Origin of the sequence: Apibacter sp. wkB309, assembly GCF_002964915.1 — a bacterium.
In the GTDB taxonomy this organism is placed as follows: domain Bacteria; phylum Bacteroidota; class Bacteroidia; order Flavobacteriales; family Weeksellaceae; genus Apibacter.
The window spans coordinates 33,992-53,291 of record NZ_PSZL01000001.1 but is presented as its reverse complement, the minus strand read 5'-3'; the positions used below and the strand labels follow the sequence as shown (position 1 = coordinate 53,291).

Below are 19,300 nucleotides of genomic sequence, written 5' to 3'. Positions count from 1 at the left end.
CTCATATTTTAAAATTAGTTTAAAAAAATATTAAATAAGCGTTAAAAACTAAGATATTTAAAATTAACTACTTATAATTTTAAATGAGATATAATGTACATTTAATGTGTATAATGCTTATTTTCTTTGTTAATACTTTGTTACATTTGCAGGTTAAAAAACATACATTACAATTGATTAGATAATATATTGTTAATATCATTTTTATTCTTTGCAGATAATAAATAATAGATCATTGTTTATTATAGAAGATAAATTAAGCCCTAAATAATTATTTAAAATATATTACTATGATGAATTGATGTATGGCTAAAATTCTATTTAATTCAATAGAATTATAACTGTATAAAAAACTAAATTATATGAAAAGAAAAGCTAATTATGGATCAATTACTTATTATTCATTTTTATTTTATTTTGTAATACCCGTGCTTTTGTTGGGACAAAGTCCCGGTGGGTTTGATAGCAATGTAGAGTTATGGTTAAAAGCAGACCGACCTCAAGAAGGGGGAGTCGGCTCATTGGAGGATAATCAAACGGTGGATTTATGGAAGGATGTATCCGGTAATGGAAGAGATCATAAGAAATTTAATAATTTATTGCCGGTCTATAAAAAAACAGGGGATTTAATGAATTTTCAACCGTCTATGTATTTTGCGCCAAGATCAAGAGCCTTTCTAGCAGGGCCGGATTTGAAAATATCTGCAAATAAAGCGTATTATGTATTTTATGTATCAAAATTAGAAAAAACAACAGGGATATCTTACGTTTATACATTAAATGCCACGAGAAATAATTATTCGGGATGGTATACGGGAATCCCATATTTTACTACAGCGGGCGCAACTTATAGAAGTAAAATCAGTCAAGGTAAAAATTATGGTATAGTCGGGATAATTCGTCCAAACAGTACAACTTTAACCCAGATGCTTTATTTTAACTCTATTCCCGAAAACACTTTAAGATCTTATTCTATAAGGCTGGGAGACGGACAGAGTTTGGTTGGAGCTTCTGCTACAACATCTGCCAATTCATTTGAGGGAGATATACAAGAGATAATTGTATTATCTGCCCCCAAAAATACCTATTTATCAGATATGGATTTACAAAAAATTAATTCTTATTTATCCGTTAAATATGGTATTTCTTTAGAATCAGCTGACGATATAACATTTCCAAATTATGTTAATTCAAAAGGTGAAAAAATTTGGGACGGAGAAAATTTCATGTCCTATCAAAACCATGTATTTGGTTTAGGAAGAGATGATCAATACGGATTATATCAAAAACAATCAACTAATTATGATTTATCAACTTTAACCGCTTATGTTGGAGATGAATTAACAGAATTAAATGATAACAATAATGGAACTCTAACCAATAACACTTTTTTGATGTTTGGATCTAATGATGAGATTGGTGTAGAACGGTATGAACATTTGCAAGGAGAAAAATATTCTAATAGCATATTAAATGAAGATATATTTTTTAAATTAAAAAGAACCTTGAAAACGAAGGTTACTGGAACTAAAAGTCTAACTGTCAACATGAAATTAAATGTTGATGCTAAATATGTTATTGTTAGTTCTGTAGAAACGTTTGATCCGTCAAAAACTCGTATTTATCCTGTTAATGACGGAATCGTTAAAGGAGTTGAGATAGAGAATGATGATTACGTTTCTTTTACCAGTGGGCGACCTAATCCGGGAGGTGTAAATTTACTAACAGAACTTTGGTTACGAGCTGATGATATACCAAGCACTGAAGAAGATAGTACTGAAATTAGTACTTGGCATGATATTTCAGTATATAAACGAGACCACTCGGTCATTACTGATGCTAAAGAGTTTAAAGGACCAATTATTCGTAATCAAAAAGGATTAATGAATTATCATTCACATTTGCAATTTACTAATACCGGTCAGTCAAATTCTACAATTCCGGTATTAACTGCACCAAGTTTTTATAGTTCAGATAAATCTTACTACATATTCTATGTATCTGAAATAAATACAAGCGGATTATCGGTATTATATGCTTTAAACAGTAATTATAGTAATACCAATAATGATAACAACCAAGGGTGGAATTTAGGGAATCCTGCATTAACTAATGGGTATAATCCGTCTAATACTGTTCAAACACATTCCAATAGTATAAATAAAACGTACGGAGTAGTAGCAGTGGAGCGTACCAATGATAAATATGTTGCACAACGAATCATATTCAATGGTATTTCCAATTCATTTTACGGATATGCTATGGAAAATAAAATTCCGGCGATAAGTCTTATCGGAGCTCGACAAATCTATAGTAAAACTTTAAATAATTTCAATCCTTTTGTAGGTAATGTTCAGGAAATAATTGTTCTTTCCGGAAATAAAGGAACACCCATAGATTCCAAAGATTTTAATAGAATTAATTCTTATTTAGCGATTAAATATGGAATTACATTACATAGTGAATCTGAACCGGATTATTATGACTCTTATGGGAACAAAGTTTGGGATGGTAAAATAAATGCAGGATTTAATCATGATATTTTTGGTATAGCCAGAGATGATAGTTCTGATTTATATCAAAAGCAATCTGTAAGTTATGATAGAGACCTTATGACCATTTTTGTTGGTAATGAAGTCGCAGATATGAATAAGTTAGGTAACGGGACCTTGAAAAACAAAGATTATTTGATGTTAGGTTCTAATGGATTAGAAGATTATTTATTAGATTATAATTATCTTGAAGGCACTGCTTATGCGAACGGTAAATTGCCATTTAGAATCGATTACAGAAATCAGGTGACTTTAAAAGCACAGACATCAGGATCCGATTCCTATGTAGTAAACATACAACCAAGTTTGACGGCAAAGATTTTGTTAGTTTCACCTGATGGAAAATTTGAGCCCCAAAACACCAGATTTTATGTGGTGGAAAATAAAGTTGCCAAAAATGTTGAAATTAATGATGGAGATTATATAAGTTATGCTTTATACGGATTTGCACCTGGGGGAGTATTGAATGGATTAAGATTGTGGTTAAAAGCAGATGATAAAAATAGTTTAGTGTTTGATGGGGAAAGTTCTAATTTATTGATTTGGAAAGACCAAACCGTTAATGAAAACGATTATTATTTTTCACTAGTAGATAATAAATATAAAGTAGCGCCGGTATATGATTCATGTAATAGTAAAATGAATTTCTTTCCAAGCATATATTTTAGTCAAAATTCCGCACTTGCTATAAATAAGGGGCCTATGAGTACTAATGCGCCGGAACATAGCACTTCTTTTATCATTTATAATAGCTTCGCGTCTCCATCAACTGTTAGAACCTATACCCACGGCTTTGGTGGATTGGATCCAGTTACGGTGAAAACCAGACACCCGGCGGTAGGTTTCAGTCCAAATTATGGAACAGGAAGAATAGCAACTTCCATAGCTATAACTCAAGGTACAGTAAAAGGATTTGAATTTGGAGCTACAGCCTTGCATATGACCAGGCTTAGTAAAGCTTATAAAGGTATAGATCCGAAATTTCCTTTAATCGAACATGATTTTGGAGGTATTGTTGATACATTATCCAGGCCGGAATCTAACTTTGGTTCGGATTTCTTAATGGCTAGTGGAGGAACTATAGGTGCAGCGAGTTTGAATTCCGGGCTTTTTGATGGATTAATTTCAGAATTGTTTTTTTATGAAAGAAAGTTAAGTAAGAATGAAAAAGTTCGTATACAAACCTATTTAGCAATGAAATATGCTATTACTTTGTATACAACTAAGTCTATAACTATGGGTGAGGAAATAGTGCAATTACAAAAACAACCGACTGATTACATATTATCAGACATTAAAACTAAAGTTTGGAAAGGATCAACACAGCCTTATTCTAACTATCATAGAAATGTAGCCGGTTTAGTACGTGATGATAATTCAAATATATTTGTTAATAAAGCTCGATCTACTGATGTTCAGTCAATTGTAACTATTCAAGCCGGTGAAAGTACCGAATGTGGACAAGGGCAAAAGTCTGTATTAAAAAATGATCTAAGTGGATTATTTTGGGGACATAACGGAGATACCGGTACTACAGATTTAAGTGAGCTATCACAATCTATTTGTGGAGGATTAGATAGAAGAATGAATCGAATATGGTTAGTAAATAAAACCAATTTAGATGAACAATCGGTTATTTTATCAGCTGATGAGTCTGCAGATGAATTCGTTTTTAATCAAAATTATAGGGTTTATTTATTAATTGCTAATTCTGATGATGATATTAAAAATGAAAATTGGGCTTATACTATACCCGGCGAATGGATAGATAACAAAGTTCAATTTAATTATAAATTTACAGAAGATACTACCTATTTTACCTTTGGGGCTGTTAAGTCAGATGGAGTTTGTACGAATTGCAGCTTCAGCGGATATAAAACCATTGATCTACCCCAAATTTGGAAGGGAGCGGCAAATAATGGCCAGCTAGATAAAACGGTTGATTTAGGAGATGATTTCTATGCCAATATTAATATTTCAGATCCGGGCAAAGTTCTACGATATAAGTACCCGAGAAGAAGTGGTAAAACCTTGCAATTTTACCGATATGGAAATTTCGATAAAGATAAAGAACCTATCACTACTACCATTTCATTTACCGGAGGAGCTGCTGCTGCAATGTTTGAAATATTTGATGTTGATACCCAAGCGTATAGGTCAGATGAAATTAATGTTTACGGAATTTGCGGAGGTGGAATTGTTAAACCAAAGCTTATGTACGTAGCTCCTAAAAAGAAAAGTTCTTATACTATTGATAAGAATATAGCAAAAGCAAAAGCTACGGGTGGTTATAGGTCTTCAGGATATACTGCTGCCAGAGGAAAAGTTTTAGTAGATTTTTCCGTAGCTGTCGAGAAGATAGTTATTGAGTATAAAGTTCATTATAATAGACGTCCTGCGACGGGATCACAAATGATAGGTATTGGAGCTGTAAAGCTATATTGTCCAAAGCCGGTGGAAGTTAATGAAGATGGTCTAGCATTTACGCTTAAAGTTGCTGAATCCACCCTTACCTGTGAAGAGGTGCCTTTTATATTTAAAATCATGAATACCAATTGCGAATCCAAAATAATAGAATTAACAGATCAACTACCGCAAGGTATGCAGTGGGTGAAAGAATCTTTAAATATTGAAGACGGAGAGTTTACTACTGAAACTAAAGAATATGGAGACAGTGATTTGCTTTCAATAAAAGGAATAAAAGTTCCCGGTGGGACTACAACTATTATTACGGCAAGAGCAAAATTCACAGAAGATAAAACAACATCCTATTTCACAAGGGCTTCTATAAAATATTTAAATCGTAATAATGAAAATGTATCCTATGAAAGTTGTGATGTTATAGATGGTTGTGGTAATACCACTGTAAATGCAGTTGCAGCAGGTTTGCCTAGTCCGGTTATAATAAGCGATCTTAGAGTTGATAAAACTTGCATTGCAGAAGACGAAACCATTTTAGTTACAATGGATATAAACAATCCTAATTCTTTATTGAATAATGTAACCTTAAATGCATCATTTAGTGAAGGTTTTAAATATGTTAAAGGAAGTTTAAAATCTTCATTTATTATGACGGACGGTACAATTAACACAGAAGATATTGAAGATAATGAGTTCGAAATAGAAGACTTTAGCTTACCGAATGGAAATCATACGTTAAGCTTTAAAATTAAAGCGCCTGAAATTCTGCCTAATAATTTTACGGAAATGGAAATAAATATAGATATGATGACATCTTCCGAAATTGATTGTGCCTCCATTGATATAGACGGTAACAACTTTGTTTTGGTTTCATTCTGTACACCTGTTCCATTTTGTACATTAGATCCTAATCTGGAACCTTCAACTGAAGTTTCTAAAATAGGAATTACCACTCTTGAAAAAGAGTTGAAAGGATGGCCTTTTAATATCTACAATGGATTTATAGTTTTGGAATCAAAAAATAAAGGTTTTGTAATTACAAGAACAAGTTCTGACTTAATTCCTCAGGAAAAACTAGTTGAAGGAATGGTTATATATGATACTAAGGATAAATGTATTAAATTGTATAATGGTGAGGAGTGGCATTGTATAGAAAGAACTTGTCCTCAATAATTTTTTGACAAGCAAAATTGAAAATAACTCACAAAAATGAAAAATGATATGAAAAATAAAATATTGATCTTATTTATATTGCTTCTGACAATAACTTCAAACGCGCAAGTTGCTATTGGTAAAAAGAAGGTGGATAAAGGTGGAATTTTAGATTTTAGTCAAGGGACTACTAAAGGTATACTATTGCCTATCGTTGAAATGTTACCGGAGAAAGCGGTTGATGGAACTTTTATAATGGATAAAGAAGATGCAGTAGTTAAAGTGAAAGTAAATGATAGTTGGATGGATTTAACCGGTACAGGTAGTATTTCCAATGTAAAGTTTAATGATTCTGATGAAAAAGGAAATGGGGTTGTCATCGGAGATTATACGAGTTCAACACCGGAAGGAGTATTAGTCTTAGAGGCGGTCGATAAAGCTTTAATTTTACCAAAAATTTCCGATCCTCATTTAAATGTAAAAAGTCCACATCCGGGAATGATTTGTTATGATACAGCAAGTCAATGTATAGCGATTTTTGATGGTTTACAATGGAATTATTGGAAGTAAAAGAAAATTTTTGTGGATAAATGTTAAGTATATTTTATATAATAAGATTTAAATTTTTTCATTCTCTAGATTTCTTTTTAGAATAGAAGAATAAACCATTTATTAATCCATAAAATGGATAAATTTAATTGATAAAAAAGGGTAAATTAATTTACCCTTTTTTATTTAATGAATTTTATAATTATAGTAATAGAGAATATTAATCAGTAAAGAAAAAAGTTCTAAAAAGATATTTTTAAAAATAAGCTTAATAATTAAATAAATAATTCAAGCAATGATTAAATTAAAATTTAAAAATTCCATAAAAATTTTTCAAACAAGTTGTGGATTATAATAATTTTATATATTTGATTATTTACAATAATTGAGAAAAAATAATAATTATTAGTTGATTGTACTATTGATAATTTTTTTTCGTTATTTTAAATAGTATAAAAAAAATTAATACGTTTCATTTAATAAATAACAAATAAACTAAAGATAATACGATAAATAATTAATGAAAAAGTTAGTAGCGCCATTTATAAAGATTTCAAGTTTTTACATAATAGTTGGTTTAATCTTAAGAATTGTTCTCCTCTTTTCACCTGTTACTGATTCAAATTTTTCATTTATTGACTATTTAAAAATATTTTCTGTTGGTCTACTTAATGATTTTTGTGTATCAATTTTAATTTTTGTTTTTTTTTGGATACATCTAATCTTCATTACCGATTCAAAATTTAAATCACCTTTAAAATACTTTATATTATGTCTTTTTTTGATTTTAATTGGTTATTTGTTTCTTTTTAAAACGGTTTTTGATGATTATGGAAGTGCCGTTCCTAAAATAATAAAAACATTTGTACTAATAAAAGCTTCATCATATATAATATTACTATTGATCCCTAAAATAAGGCAAACATGGCGTTATTGCATATACTTTTTTATTTTCTTTTTATACATTTTTTTAATTAATTTCAATGTAATCAGTGAATTTTTATTTTGGAATGAATTCGGGGTAAGATATAATTTTATAGCTGTTGACTATTTAATATATACCAATGAGGTAATCGGGAATATTTTAGAATCCTATCCCATTATTCCCATGTTTTCTGCATTAATAGTAATCTCAGTATTGATTACCATATTTTATCTCAAAAAATCCAAAAATTATTTTGAAGATTTACCTAATTTTAAAATAAAATTAATAAACAGTATAGTTTATATAATACTATTTATCGGTGCGATTTTTCTTTTAAAAGTAAATGAAAAGTATGAAAATTCAGATAATGCCTTTGTAAATGAATTACAAGCAAATGGATTAGTTCGATTTTGTAATGCATATAGCGACAGTTCCTTAAATTATGATAAATTTTATGCAAAATTGCCCTTACAAAAAGCATTTTCACTAATTAATAAAATTTATGATAATGAATGGTCTGTAAATAATAATACCAAAATTATAAAGGATACTCTTCCGGAACTTCATAAAAACGTTATTCTTGTAACCATAGAAAGTATGAGTGCCGGTTTTCTAAAGGAATTTGGAAATACTCAACATTTGACACCAAACTTAGATAAATTGGCAAAAGAAGGACTTTTTTTTACTGATATGTATGCTACCGGAAATAGAACCGTTAGAGGTTTAGAGTCTGTTACCCTATGTATCCCTCCATCACCCGGTGAAAGCTTAATAAAAAGAAATAACAATGATCATATGTTTTCTACTGGGTATTTATTCAAACGCAGAGGATATACGGTTCAATATTTTTATGGTGGATATGGATATTTTGATAATATGAATACTTTTTTTGAAGGAAATGGGTATAATGTTATAGATAGAAGTTCTTTTAAAAAAGATGAGATAACTTTTGCTAATATATGGGGAGTTTGTGACGAAGATATGTTTATGAAAGCAATCCATGTATTTGATGAAAATAGTAAACATAAGTCTCCCTTTTTCGGACACATTATGACAGTAAGTAATCACAGGCCATTTACCTATCCCTCAGGGAAAATAGATATATCTAATACCAGTAAATCCAGAGAAGGAGGAGTAAAATATACGGATTATGCTATTGGTAGATTTATCGAAGAAGCAAAAAAACGTCCTTGGTTTTCCAATACAATATTCGTATTTGTAGCAGATCACTGTGCATCAAGTGCGGGTAAAGAAGATATACCTTTGGATAAATACAAAATACCTGCAATTATATATTCTCCGGGATTTATTAAACCGGAAAAGTTTTCTAAACTGGTTTCCCAAATTGATCTTATGCCTACACTTTTTGGAAAATTACATTTTTCCTATTCATCACGTTTTTATGGGCAAGATGTATTTGACTCTACTTATCAACCACGAGCATTAATCGCAACCTATCAGAAATTAGGATATTTAAAAGATAATAAATTAATTGTTTTATCACCTAACCAAAAAATTGAACAATATAATGTGATAGAAGGAACTCAAATGAAAAAATCAAAATCCATTGATACTTCTATAGCTGATGAAGCAATAGCTAATTATCAGACATGTTTCTATTTTTTGCAAAACAATAAATTACGGGTTGAAAATAAATAAACAAATTTATTCTCTTTCAAGAACCGATTCATATCTCATTTTACGAAATACATTTATAAGTGTAATCACATCATTTTCACAATATGTTTTTATACGTTCTAAATTTTTATCTTTATAATATACTTCAGATACCTCACTGCCATTCATGTCATCTTTAGGAGAAGGCAATCCAAAAACATGAGATAATAAATCCAGGGATGTATAGTGTTTATAATCTCCGAATTTCCACAAGTCCATAGTATCAAGATGTTGAATTTCCCATGGTTTTTTACCGTGCAATCTTAAAATTTTAGGCAGCTCTATTTGATGAATCACCATTCGCCGGGCGAGATAAGGAAAATCAAATTCTTTACCGTTATGAGCACATAAAATTAAATTGGATTTAAAATAATTTGATTTTAATAATTCATTAAATTCTATTAATATTTTTTCTTCGTGATCACCATAAAAACTTTTAATACGAATTTTTTTATCCTCGATAATTAATCCACAAGATAAACATATAATTTTACCAAATTCAGAAAGTATTCCTGCTCTTTCATAATAATACTCTTCCGGGGAAACATTTTCTTTCCTTTGAAATTGAGTTTTTTTCTCCCATAAAACTTTAGTTCTTTCAGATAATTCGTTCCAATTTTCATATTGAGGAACGGTTTCCAAATCAAGAAATAAAATTTGTTTTAAAGGTATAGAAGATAACATACTGAATATTTAATATCTCAAAGGTAATCAAAACTTATAATTCAGATAATATTGATTATTTTTAAGAAATAGTAAAATATTATGAAAAATATATTTGTTACAGATATTGACGGAACATTAACTGATCCATGCAAACCTAGCTTAGATGCTTACGGAATTAAAGCTTTACAAAAAGCTTTAAAATTAGGTGAAGTTATATTAGCATCCGGCCGCCCTTTTCAAGGAATTATAAGCATGTATTCACCGGAAGACCTTATCCTTGATTATATAATTGCATTAAACGGAGCACATATTTTATATAAAAACAAGACATTTAAAACCTATCCCACATCTCTTGATATCATAAAATATTTTTTGCAAGTCAAGCAGCAATATTTAAACTTATGGTTTTACACAGAAGATGCTTGGTATGCTTCATCTTTAGAAACAGAAGTTTACTACAAAGAGGTAAAAGGAGTTAATCATCAGGCATTGCCTTTAAAAGATTATAATTTTCAAGAGGTATTAAAAATAGTAATTGTTGAAGAAAAAAATTTAAAAGATGTAATCAAAGATTTAAAAAATAATCTTAAAGAGGTTCACATAACTACTTCATCAAATTCTTACATAGAAATTTTTTCTTCAAATATAAATAAATATTTAGCGGTACAAGAGATAGTAAAAAATACGGAAAGTAGAATATTTTCATTTGGCGATTCCTATAATGATTTGGAAATGATTACAAATTCCTTTTTTGGATGTGCAGTAAACAATGCCGTAAAATCTTTACAAGAAAAAGCAAATTATATTTCTTCATATAAGTATGGAAAAGGAGTTTATGATTCGCTAAATTACATTGAAAGAAAATTTTTTAAATGATACTTTATTGTAATTGCTAACTATAATTTAATAAAATATGACAGAAAAACATAAAAATTATTAATAATTTATAGTCCTATTTAAATGTATTTTAATGTGTTGATTTTAAGGTTAATAAAATTGAAATAAATTCTTTGAAGAATGAGCATTTCAATCAAAAAGTATTAAAAAATATTATTATAGTAAAAAAATTTTTATATTTGCCGACTGAACTATAATAAAAAAATAAAAGGTTATGTCTGACATTACATCAAGAGTAAAAGCTATCATCGTAGATAAACTAGGAGTAGATGAAAGCGAAGTTACACCAGAAGCAAGTTTTACAAATGACTTGGGGGCAGATTCATTAGACACAGTAGAATTAATCATGGAGTTTGAAAAGGAATTTGATATTCAAATACCTGATGATCAAGCAGAAAAGATTTCAACAGTTGGTCAAGCCATTTCTTATATTGAAGAAGTAAACAAACAATAATTTACACAAAGACACATTCAAGTATGGCTTTAAAACGAGTAGTAGTAACTGGACTGGGTGCAATAACTCCAATCGGGAATAATTTTAAAGAATACTGTAAAGCTTTATTAAGCGGAGTTAGTGGGGCTAGTCCAATTACTCTATTTGACGCAACAAATTTTAAAACAAAATTCGCTTGCGAAGTAAAGAATTATAATCCGGAGGATTATTTTGAAAAAAAAGATATTCGCAAATATGATCGATGTGCTCAATTTGGATTAATTTCTACCAAAGAAGCAGTAATCGATAGTAAAATATTAGAATATTCTGATTTAAATAAAGATAGAGTAGGAGTTGTATGGGGATCCGGAATAGGTGGTTTAAACACTTTTGAGCAAGAAATTACCGCTTATGCTTTAGGAAATGGAACCCCTAGATTTAATCCATTCTTCATTCCAAAAATGATTGCAGATATGACCGCAGGTCTTATTTCAATCGAATATGGATTTAGAGGGCCGAATTATGCAACTGTTTCAGCTTGTGCTTCTTCTTCCAATTCTATAATTGATGCTTTAATGCTATTAAGATTAGGTAAAGCAGATGTAATTATAACGGGAGGTTCCGAAGCCGGGATAGTAGCAAGTGGTGTTGGTGGTTTTAACGCTTTACACGCTATGTCTACTCGTAATGATGATCCTAAAACTGCCTCTAGACCTTTTGATAAGGATAGAGATGGATTTGTTCTTGGAGAAGGAGCAGGAACCCTTATTCTAGAAGAATACGAACATGCAGTAAAAAGAGGGGCTACTATTTATGCCGAAGTAGTTGGGGGAGGATTAAGTTCCGACGCCTATCATATGACAGCCCCGCATCCTGAAGGATTAGGAGCATATAATGTTATGAAAAATGCTATTGAGGATGCCGGAATAGAATTAACAGATATCAACCATATTAATGTCCATGGGACTTCAACACCATTGGGAGATTTAGCTGAATCAAAAGCTATCCTAAAATTATTTGGTGAACATGCGTATAACATCCAGATCAATTCAACCAAATCAATGACCGGTCATTTATTGGGTGCTGCAGGTGCTATTGAAGCCTTGGCTTGTATTGTGGCTATCAGAGAAAATAAAGTTCCGCCTACAATCAATCACTTTACTGACGATGAAGAGTTTGATAAAAGATTAGATTTTACTTTTAATGTAGCAAAAGAAAAACAAGTAAATTATGCAATGAGTAATACTTTTGGTTTTGGAGGTCATAATGCATGTGTTATTTTAAAGAAATTTTAAAATAAGAGATTACTAACAAATGAGTATTTGGAAAAAAATACTTTTATGTTCATATTTATTTAAACAAAATTCTAAAAAAAAAGAGGAAATAACTTTTAATAAGAAAATTGAAAATCTTATTGGATATAAACCATCCAACCTGTCGATTTTCTATGAGTGCTTTACTCATTCCTCAATTAATACAAATGATAATAAGAATTTCGAAAGATTAGAATTTCTAGGAGATTCCATATTATCAAGTATAGTATCTGACTATTTATACCATCAAGCACCTGATAAAAAAGAAGGTTATCTTACTCAGATGCGATCCAAACTGGTAAGTCGAAAATCCTTAAATGTTTTAGGAGCAGATTTAAAATTAACCTCTTTTCTTCAAAAGAGGCAAAATACAAGTTTGGGCGAAAATATAAATGGAAATTTATATGAAGCGTTAGTTGGTGCAATTTATATAGATAGTGGATTTGAATTTTGTCGAAATTTTATTAAAGAAACACTCATTAAGCAAGAAAACTTTGAACAGCTTGAAAAAAGAATTGCAAGTTACAAAAGTCTGATTATTGAATGGGCTCAAAAAAATAAACTCGAAATTATTTTTAATACTTTTCAAGAAGAAAATGCAGAAGAATCATTAATCTTTAATTCTATAATTCAACTGGATAATAAGATTATTGCTAAAGGAAGAGCTACTTCTAAGAAAAAAGCCGAAGAGAGCGCTTCCAGAAGAGCCTATCATAGTCTTAGCAAGTATTATAATTCTCTGCAAAATAAATGAGTATACTAAAAACATATTCTTTAGATTGGGAAGTAAATGATCCAATATTTGATTTTAATTTATTAGGATTTAAAACCTGTATTAATAAAGATTATGATTTTGTATTCTATTTAAATAAGAATTGTAACCTTAATTTTAAGCGAGTCAATGACCAGCAAATAATAGAAGATGGGATTACTTATATTTTCTCAATTTATAGGTTTTTCCACGAAAAGACTAAACAAAAATTAGAATTAATAAGTAACTTCTCCTTTCCTCAAACCATACATGAAAACGAAAGTTTTTTTGACCAGATCGAAAAAGTTAAAATTTTAATCCCTGAATATAAATATTACAATTATTTCTTAAAATCAGATGTCATATTAGATGAAGAATTCTATATAAATTTGGGAAATCTTAAAAATATTTATAAATTTAGTGAAATAAATATAGATAAAATTAAAATAAAAAATTTAGAAAATTTGATATTACCTACATAATGAGTGGATTTAGAAAAAAAACGAAGATAGTAGCTACTATTGGTCCTGCATCTGAAGATAAGAATACATTATTAAAGATGTTCCAAGCAGGTGTAAATGTAATTAGAGTGAATTTCTCTCATGCAGAAGAAGAAGTTGTTGAAAAATGGGTACGTACGGTTAGAGACCTTAATGAGGAACATGGCTTTAGCGTAGCCTTATTAGCCGATTTACAAGGGCCTAAACTTAGAGTAGGTATTGTTAAAGAAGGAACAATCGTTAATGCTGGAGATACAATTACGTTTACCAATGAAAATGTAGAAGGAGACGCGAAACAGGTTTATATGAGTTATCCTCAATTTGCTAAAGATGTCAAAGTTGGAGAAAGAATATTATTGGATGACGGAAAATTAATTTTTGAAGTTTTAGAAACTAATTTAACAGATAAAGTAGTAGCAAAAGTTATTCAAGGAGGTCCGTTAAAATCTAAAAAAGGAGTTAACTTACCAAATACTCAAATCTCTTTACCGGCTTTAACGGAAAAGGATATTAAAGATGCGATAACTGCAATTAAATACGAATTTGATTGGATTGCGCTTTCCTTTGTTAGACATAAAGAGGATGTTATAGATTTACAAAATTTAATTAAGAAACATTGTGATCATAAAATCCCGATTATTGCAAAAATTGAAAAACCGGAAGCTATAACTAACATTGAAGAAATAGTTCATGTTGTCGATGGAATCATGGTAGCCAGAGGAGATTTAGGAATTGAAATTCCAATGGAAAAAGTTCCTTTAATTCAAAAGAATTTGGTTAGCATATGTAAAACTCACTGTAAACCTGTGATCATAGCAACTCAAATGATGGAAAGCATGATTGACGGGTTAACCCCTACCAGAGCCGAAGTTAATGACGTGGCTAATTCTGTATTAGACGGCGCTGACGCGGTCATGTTAAGTGGAGAAACCTCAGTAGGTAAACATCCGGTTGAAGTAATTGAGAACATGTCTAAAATTATTTTAAGCGTAGAAGATGATCACCGTATTCAAATCCCTTTACACTATCCAAAAAAAGGCAGTGAGCGTTATATAACTGATATGATTTGCTACAATGCTGCAGTTATGGTTGGACAAGTAGGAGCGAAAGCTATTATTACTTTAACTCAATCAGGATATACAGCATTTCAAATATCATCTCATCGTCCACTAGCTAACATTATAGTTTATACATCCAATAAACGAATAATCAATATGCTAAGCTTACTATGGGGCGTTAAAGCGTATTTATATGAAGGAGCGAACAGTACAGATGAAACAGTTGTTGAGGTTAACAATAATATTAAGCAAAAAGGGTATATTAAATCAGGTGATTTTGTAATTAACCTAAATGCAATGCCTTCTTTTGCGAATAGTTTGACAAACACATTACGCCTTACCCAAATTTAACATATTTAAATTTTTACCATAAAAAAGAGTTCAGTTATAAACTGAACTCTTTTTTGTTGTACCCTAAAATTATATTTAGGGTTTTTTCTTATATAGAAAATAAATATCAACTGATCTTTCATCAATTGTATTAATGATCGTATCGGTAAGAATTAATTTATAATTTTCCAATAAGAATGGATTTCGTTTTAAACTATACGGCGTATCAATAGAATCCATTTTATCATAATATCCATTACTAGGAATGTATTGTTGTATGATAACAAAATCCGTTTTTTTATCTTTTAAATATTGAAATTGTTCGTCTCTTAATTGAGGATAAAATTTATGAGAAAGATTAGGAGTAACAAAATACTTAATATTAGGTACTATATTACATGTAGTAAAAAGATTATTTGCCAGACCAAATCCTAAATTTAATAAAGTAGGATTATTTTCTTTCATAATTTCTTTTTTTAACCTCATGGTCATTAAAGCTTTTCGGTCATAATTTTCATCCGTTAATATCCATTCTTCTATGCGCGTATTATCAAGTCCTGACATCCCCGCACAGGTAAATACGAATACCAACATAGTAAAAAATAATGTTTTACTTGAGTTTATATAAAAAGAGCCAAAACATTTTTGGAATATAGCTCCAACATATATAAAACCTATAAATCCGAAAATTAAAAAAGGTATAGGATAATAATATTGAAATTTACCCATAAAGATAACCGTATATAAAATAAATCCGGAAAATACTATACCTACTCTAGCAAATCTATTTTTAACATATTTAAATGGAAATAAAAATATTCCCATAAAAGCAAGTAAAAACAAACAGGTGGGTTCTAAAAATAAATAAAGAATTCTTGCCAATAACCTTAAAACAATATCCTTAGGAGTTCCTAATTTTGCATAAGCACTATTCAACTCAATATATATTTTATAAGCCTCTTCTAAACAATTATGTGTGTATAGATAACCAATAACAGGGATACTAACAAATAAAAACCCTAAAATAAATGCTAAAACATTGTATAAAAAGTTTTTATATTCCTTATGATATAAAATATTAATAAATATTGCTGAAAGGGGAAAAATCCAAAATGCTATAAGATTTATTTTAGTATATAACACAGCAGTTACTAACAAACCATTAATAAACATATATATAGGTTTGTGAATAGGGTTGTCAGATTTAAAATATTTAAAAAATAAGTATAAGGTGACCCCTTCCATACATAAAATAAATTCTTCAGCAGAACCTCCCGCTTTCATAATTTTAATTATAAAAATAAAGAATGCGGTGGTAATTACAAAAGAAATGAATTTACCTAAGAATAGTCTAGAAGTAGAATATAAAGACAATGCTAAAATAAACCAGGAGGCTAATTCAATTAAAAACATCCCGAAAAAATTTTCATTAGAAATTATATATCCGGCTGCATAAATAAAAAATATGAAAGGCCCTTTATGATCGAAAATTTCAGTATATAAAGCCCTTCCATTAACCATTCCTTTTGCAACATTAAAATAAATGTTAGGATCTGCCCATTCATTTGTAGTATAAAGAGGGGACATCTTTGAGCATATGAATAAAACACTTAATACATATATAAATAGCAAAAAGTAAATATTTCTTTCAGAAGTTTTTTCCATTTTATAAAAATTAAATATTTTACTTACTATTCTCAATAACTAGATTTTCGATGAGCTCTGCAGCTTTTTTATTTCCTCCGGCTTCAATGAAAGATTCTTGAATTTCTTTTGCTGCTTTTTTATATTTTTCATTATATAATAATTCGTCAACCGCATGTTCTATATCCATAATTCTCATGCGTTTGTATTTTAACCGTATGCCGCATCCGTATTGTTCAATTAAGGTGGCGGTATGAGATTGGTCAAAAGCTATAGGTATTATGAGCATTGGAATACCATTCATATAAGTATCACAAACGGTATTTAATCCTCCATGACCAATTACTACATCAATATGCTTTAAAAGTTCAAGTTGTGGCACATAACTTTGTACAATAAAATTATCCGGCCATTTTTCTATAATAGAAGGGTCTGTTGCCGCAACAACAGTTACGTTTTTATCTTTAAGAGCCTCAATCATTTTAGTGAAAAACTCTTTTCTGATATCTACTAAGACAGTACCTAAAGATATATATATTTTAGGATTTTTATCTTTATTCAATCTGTCCCAATCAAAAGGAGTATTATCCGGGCGACCGGTTAAAGCTCCGATAAATTTCATATACGAAGGATATTCTCCATCATTATATCCTGCAAATTTTTGAGAGGTATAAAACATATTAACTTCTTTAGAAGAAATTAATTCTTCATCACCCGATATACCTAAGGATTTTTGCAAATTTATGATGGAATCATGCACCCATTGAGTTACTTTTGGTGCTGTCCCCGGATCATGAAGTGTATTTGGGGTAACAGGAGTGATCGTAGCCAATGGAATTTTTTTAACATGAGCTACAAATGCTCCCGCAAATGTAATACAGTCATTGATAATAACATCCGGTTTATAAGTATCTACTAACTTAGAAAGCTCGGCATACATTATTCTGGCAAAAGGAATATAAGTACCCTGAAGTCCCAATTTTAATGCTTCCAAAGCAGGTAATTTAGCCCCTCTGTCTTGTAGTTTAATAATATCTTGTATTTCTTCTTTATTTTCTTGATATGATTCTTTTAATATAAAAAAAGTACCGCCTGCGGGTATAGTTTCAGGTTTTATTTCGGTTAATCCGGCCCATGCGACTTCATGACCGTTTTCTAATAAAGTTCTACCTATACTTAGACTGGGATTGATATGCCCAAAAAAAGGAGGGACAACAAATAAGAATTTTGACATAATGTTTAATTTTTTACTAATGTTTGTAAATAGTCTGCTCCTTTACTCACTCCTCCTGCTTTTTCAAATGAACTTTGAATCATTTTTGCATTTTCACTAAATGATTTCTGATTTAATAGTGATTCAACAGCTTCTTTTAGATGAGAAGTTTTAAAACGATTAAAATTTAAACGTATACCTGCACCACTATTTGTAACGCAACTGGATACAAAAGATTGGTCGTAAGCAATGGGAATAACTACTAAAGGAATACCGTAAGACAGAGATTCACAGACCGTATTATTTCCACCATGACATACCACTGCTTGCATCTGTTGAATTATTTCAAGTTGGGGTATATTCTTTTGGATAATAAAATTATCTGGAATATTTTCAAATAAATCAGGATCGGATACTACAATAACAGTAATATTTTCTCCCCCAAAAGCCTCAACAACTTTACTGAAAAATTGTTTCTTTTGTGTATGATCAAATGTGGTTCCTATACTTACTAAAATCTTGGGACGATCTTGACCCATTTTTTCTAGTTTTTCCCAATCAAAATCAATTTTTTGAGCACGTGGTGATAGTACAGGTCCTATAAATTTGTAATTGGATGGCAAATCGGTTTCACCGAAAAATTCTCTTGAGGTGTATACCAAAGTTAATAATTCAGAACAATCAAGACGATCATATCCGGAAACACCATATTTATTTTGAAAAGCTATAACCTGTTCACCTTCCCATTCATGAATTTTTGGAAACGAAGGATTAACTTTAATTGATGCCGGTGCAGTAACGGAAGTAGCATAAGGAATATTTTTTTTGAATGAAGCAACAGCTCCGGCAAAAATTTGATGATCGGAAATCACCACATCCGGTTTATATTCATCTAATGCATTTTCAATCCCATTCATCATTAATGAATTCATGGGAGTGAGAACTTCTTCATATAAAAATTTAAGACTGTCTATTCCGTATACTTTCTTTTTTTGAAGCTCTTGAGCATGTTCAAAAAGCTTTTTTTTTGCCATTTCATCCATTTCTAAAGGAAGAACAATTAATTGGCCTTTTTCAGGCAATTGAGCTTTTAAATTAGCATCTAAACTATACCAGGTAACTTCATGGTTTCTATTTAAAAGTTCATTGCCAAGGCTTAATGTTGGATTAATATGACCTGTAAGGGGAGGAACTATGAAAGTAAATTTTGCCATCTAGT

General features: G+C 30.1%; 13 protein-coding genes. 9 read left to right on the top strand and 4 right to left on the bottom strand.

Features of this window, described 5'->3' with window-relative positions; genetic code table 11:
* Positions 1-362: 362 nt before the first annotated feature.
* The 3 genes from C4S75_RS00145 (at position 363) to C4S75_RS00135 (ending at position 9,258) form a co-directional block, all read left to right on the top strand.
* A complete protein-coding gene (locus tag C4S75_RS00145; RefSeq protein WP_105296294.1) occupies positions 363-6,146 on the top strand; it encodes a hypothetical protein in 5,784 nt (1,927 codons plus the stop codon).
* Between the two features lie 48 nt (positions 6,147-6,194).
* Complete coding sequence (locus C4S75_RS00140) at positions 6,195-6,695, top strand: hypothetical protein (RefSeq protein ID WP_105296589.1); 501 nt, start codon at positions 6,195-6,197, stop codon at positions 6,693-6,695.
* A gap of 778 nt (positions 6,696-7,473) precedes the next feature.
* Entirely contained in the window at positions 7,474-9,258 is a 1,785-nt protein-coding gene (locus C4S75_RS00135) for an LTA synthase family protein (RefSeq protein ID WP_255410550.1), read from the top strand.
* 6 nt (positions 9,259-9,264) lie between these two features.
* On the opposite strand, the gene C4S75_RS00130 is transcribed toward C4S75_RS00135, so the two are convergent.
* On the bottom strand, positions 9,265-9,960 hold the full coding sequence (locus C4S75_RS00130; protein WP_105296292.1) for a ribonuclease H-like domain-containing protein: 696 nt from the start codon (positions 9,958-9,960) through the stop codon (positions 9,265-9,267).
* Between the two features lie 81 nt (positions 9,961-10,041).
* On the opposite strand from C4S75_RS00130, the gene C4S75_RS00125 reads away from it, so the two are divergent.
* The 6 genes from C4S75_RS00125 to pyk all read left to right on the top strand — a co-directional run bounded on the left by C4S75_RS00125 (position 10,042) and on the right by pyk (position 15,245).
* Positions 10,042-10,818 carry an HAD-IIB family hydrolase gene (locus tag C4S75_RS00125; protein ID WP_105296291.1) on the top strand — a complete coding sequence of 259 codons (777 nt, stop codon included), beginning with the start codon at positions 10,042-10,044 and terminating at the stop codon, positions 10,816-10,818.
* Between the two features lie 235 nt (positions 10,819-11,053).
* The gene (locus tag C4S75_RS00120; protein ID WP_055424989.1) at positions 11,054-11,293 is read left to right on the top strand and encodes an acyl carrier protein; all 240 of its coding nucleotides are present in this window, start codon (positions 11,054-11,056) and stop codon (positions 11,291-11,293) included.
* Positions 11,294-11,316: 23 nt separating this feature from the next.
* Positions 11,317-12,567 carry a beta-ketoacyl-ACP synthase II gene (gene fabF, locus C4S75_RS00115; RefSeq protein ID WP_105296290.1) on the top strand — a complete coding sequence of 417 codons (1,251 nt, stop codon included), beginning with the start codon at positions 11,317-11,319 and terminating at the stop codon, positions 12,565-12,567.
* A 19-nt stretch (positions 12,568-12,586) separates the two neighbouring features.
* Positions 12,587-13,339 carry a ribonuclease III gene (gene rnc, locus C4S75_RS00110; RefSeq protein WP_105296289.1) on the top strand — a complete coding sequence of 251 codons (753 nt, stop codon included), beginning with the start codon at positions 12,587-12,589 and terminating at the stop codon, positions 13,337-13,339.
* Positions 13,336-13,818, top strand: coding sequence for an IPExxxVDY family protein (locus tag C4S75_RS00105; protein WP_105296288.1), 483 nt, complete (start codon positions 13,336-13,338; stop codon positions 13,816-13,818). Before rnc ends, C4S75_RS00105 begins: the two co-directional genes overlap by 4 nt.
* Complete coding sequence (gene pyk / locus C4S75_RS00100; protein WP_105296287.1) at positions 13,818-15,245, top strand: pyruvate kinase; 1,428 nt, start codon at positions 13,818-13,820, stop codon at positions 15,243-15,245. Before C4S75_RS00105 ends, pyk begins: the two co-directional genes overlap by 1 nt.
* A 75-nt stretch (positions 15,246-15,320) precedes the next feature.
* On the opposite strand, the gene C4S75_RS00095 is transcribed toward pyk, so the two are convergent.
* From C4S75_RS00095 to C4S75_RS10145, 3 genes are read right to left on the bottom strand one after another with little or no spacing between them, the layout of a single operon-like run.
* Complete coding sequence (locus C4S75_RS00095; protein ID WP_158254189.1) at positions 15,321-16,889, bottom strand: hypothetical protein; 1,569 nt, start codon at positions 16,887-16,889, stop codon at positions 15,321-15,323.
* Positions 16,890-16,908: 19 nt separating this feature from the next.
* Positions 16,909-18,102: a glycosyltransferase gene (locus C4S75_RS10150; RefSeq protein WP_105296285.1), complete on the bottom strand. Its 1,194-nt coding sequence runs from the start codon at positions 18,100-18,102 to the stop codon at positions 16,909-16,911.
* A 5-nt stretch (positions 18,103-18,107) separates the two neighbouring features.
* Positions 18,108-19,295, bottom strand: coding sequence for a glycosyltransferase (locus C4S75_RS10145; protein ID WP_105296284.1), 1,188 nt, complete (start codon positions 19,293-19,295; stop codon positions 18,108-18,110).
* Positions 19,296-19,300: the final 5 nt, after the last annotated feature.

What these genes read in the sequence shown, in the direction of transcription:
- C4S75_RS00130 (WP_105296292.1), bottom strand. Translation starts at nt 9,960, where the DNA reads ATGTTATCTTCTATACCTTTAAAACAAATTTTATTTCTTGATTTGGAA.
- pyk (WP_105296287.1), top strand. Translation starts at nt 13,818, where the DNA reads ATGAGTGGATTTAGAAAAAAAACGAAGATAGTAGCTACTATTGGTCCT.
- C4S75_RS00125 (WP_105296291.1), top strand. Translation starts at nt 10,042, where the DNA reads ATGAAAAATATATTTGTTACAGATATTGACGGAACATTAACTGATCCA.
- C4S75_RS00145 (WP_105296294.1), top strand. Translation starts at nt 363, where the DNA reads ATGAAAAGAAAAGCTAATTATGGATCAATTACTTATTATTCATTTTTA.
- fabF (WP_105296290.1), top strand. Translation starts at nt 11,317, where the DNA reads ATGGCTTTAAAACGAGTAGTAGTAACTGGACTGGGTGCAATAACTCCA.
- C4S75_RS00105 (WP_105296288.1), top strand. Translation starts at nt 13,336, where the DNA reads ATGAGTATACTAAAAACATATTCTTTAGATTGGGAAGTAAATGATCCA.
- C4S75_RS10145 (WP_105296284.1), bottom strand. Translation starts at nt 19,295, where the DNA reads ATGGCAAAATTTACTTTCATAGTTCCTCCCCTTACAGGTCATATTAAT.
- C4S75_RS00120 (WP_055424989.1), top strand. Translation starts at nt 11,054, where the DNA reads ATGTCTGACATTACATCAAGAGTAAAAGCTATCATCGTAGATAAACTA.
- C4S75_RS00095 (WP_158254189.1), bottom strand. Translation starts at nt 16,889, where the DNA reads ATGGAAAAAACTTCTGAAAGAAATATTTACTTTTTGCTATTTATATAT.
- rnc (WP_105296289.1), top strand. Translation starts at nt 12,587, where the DNA reads ATGAGTATTTGGAAAAAAATACTTTTATGTTCATATTTATTTAAACAA.
- C4S75_RS10150 (WP_105296285.1), bottom strand. Translation starts at nt 18,102, where the DNA reads ATGTCAAAATTCTTATTTGTTGTCCCTCCTTTTTTTGGGCATATCAAT.
- C4S75_RS00140 (WP_105296589.1), top strand. Translation starts at nt 6,195, where the DNA reads ATGAAAAATAAAATATTGATCTTATTTATATTGCTTCTGACAATAACT.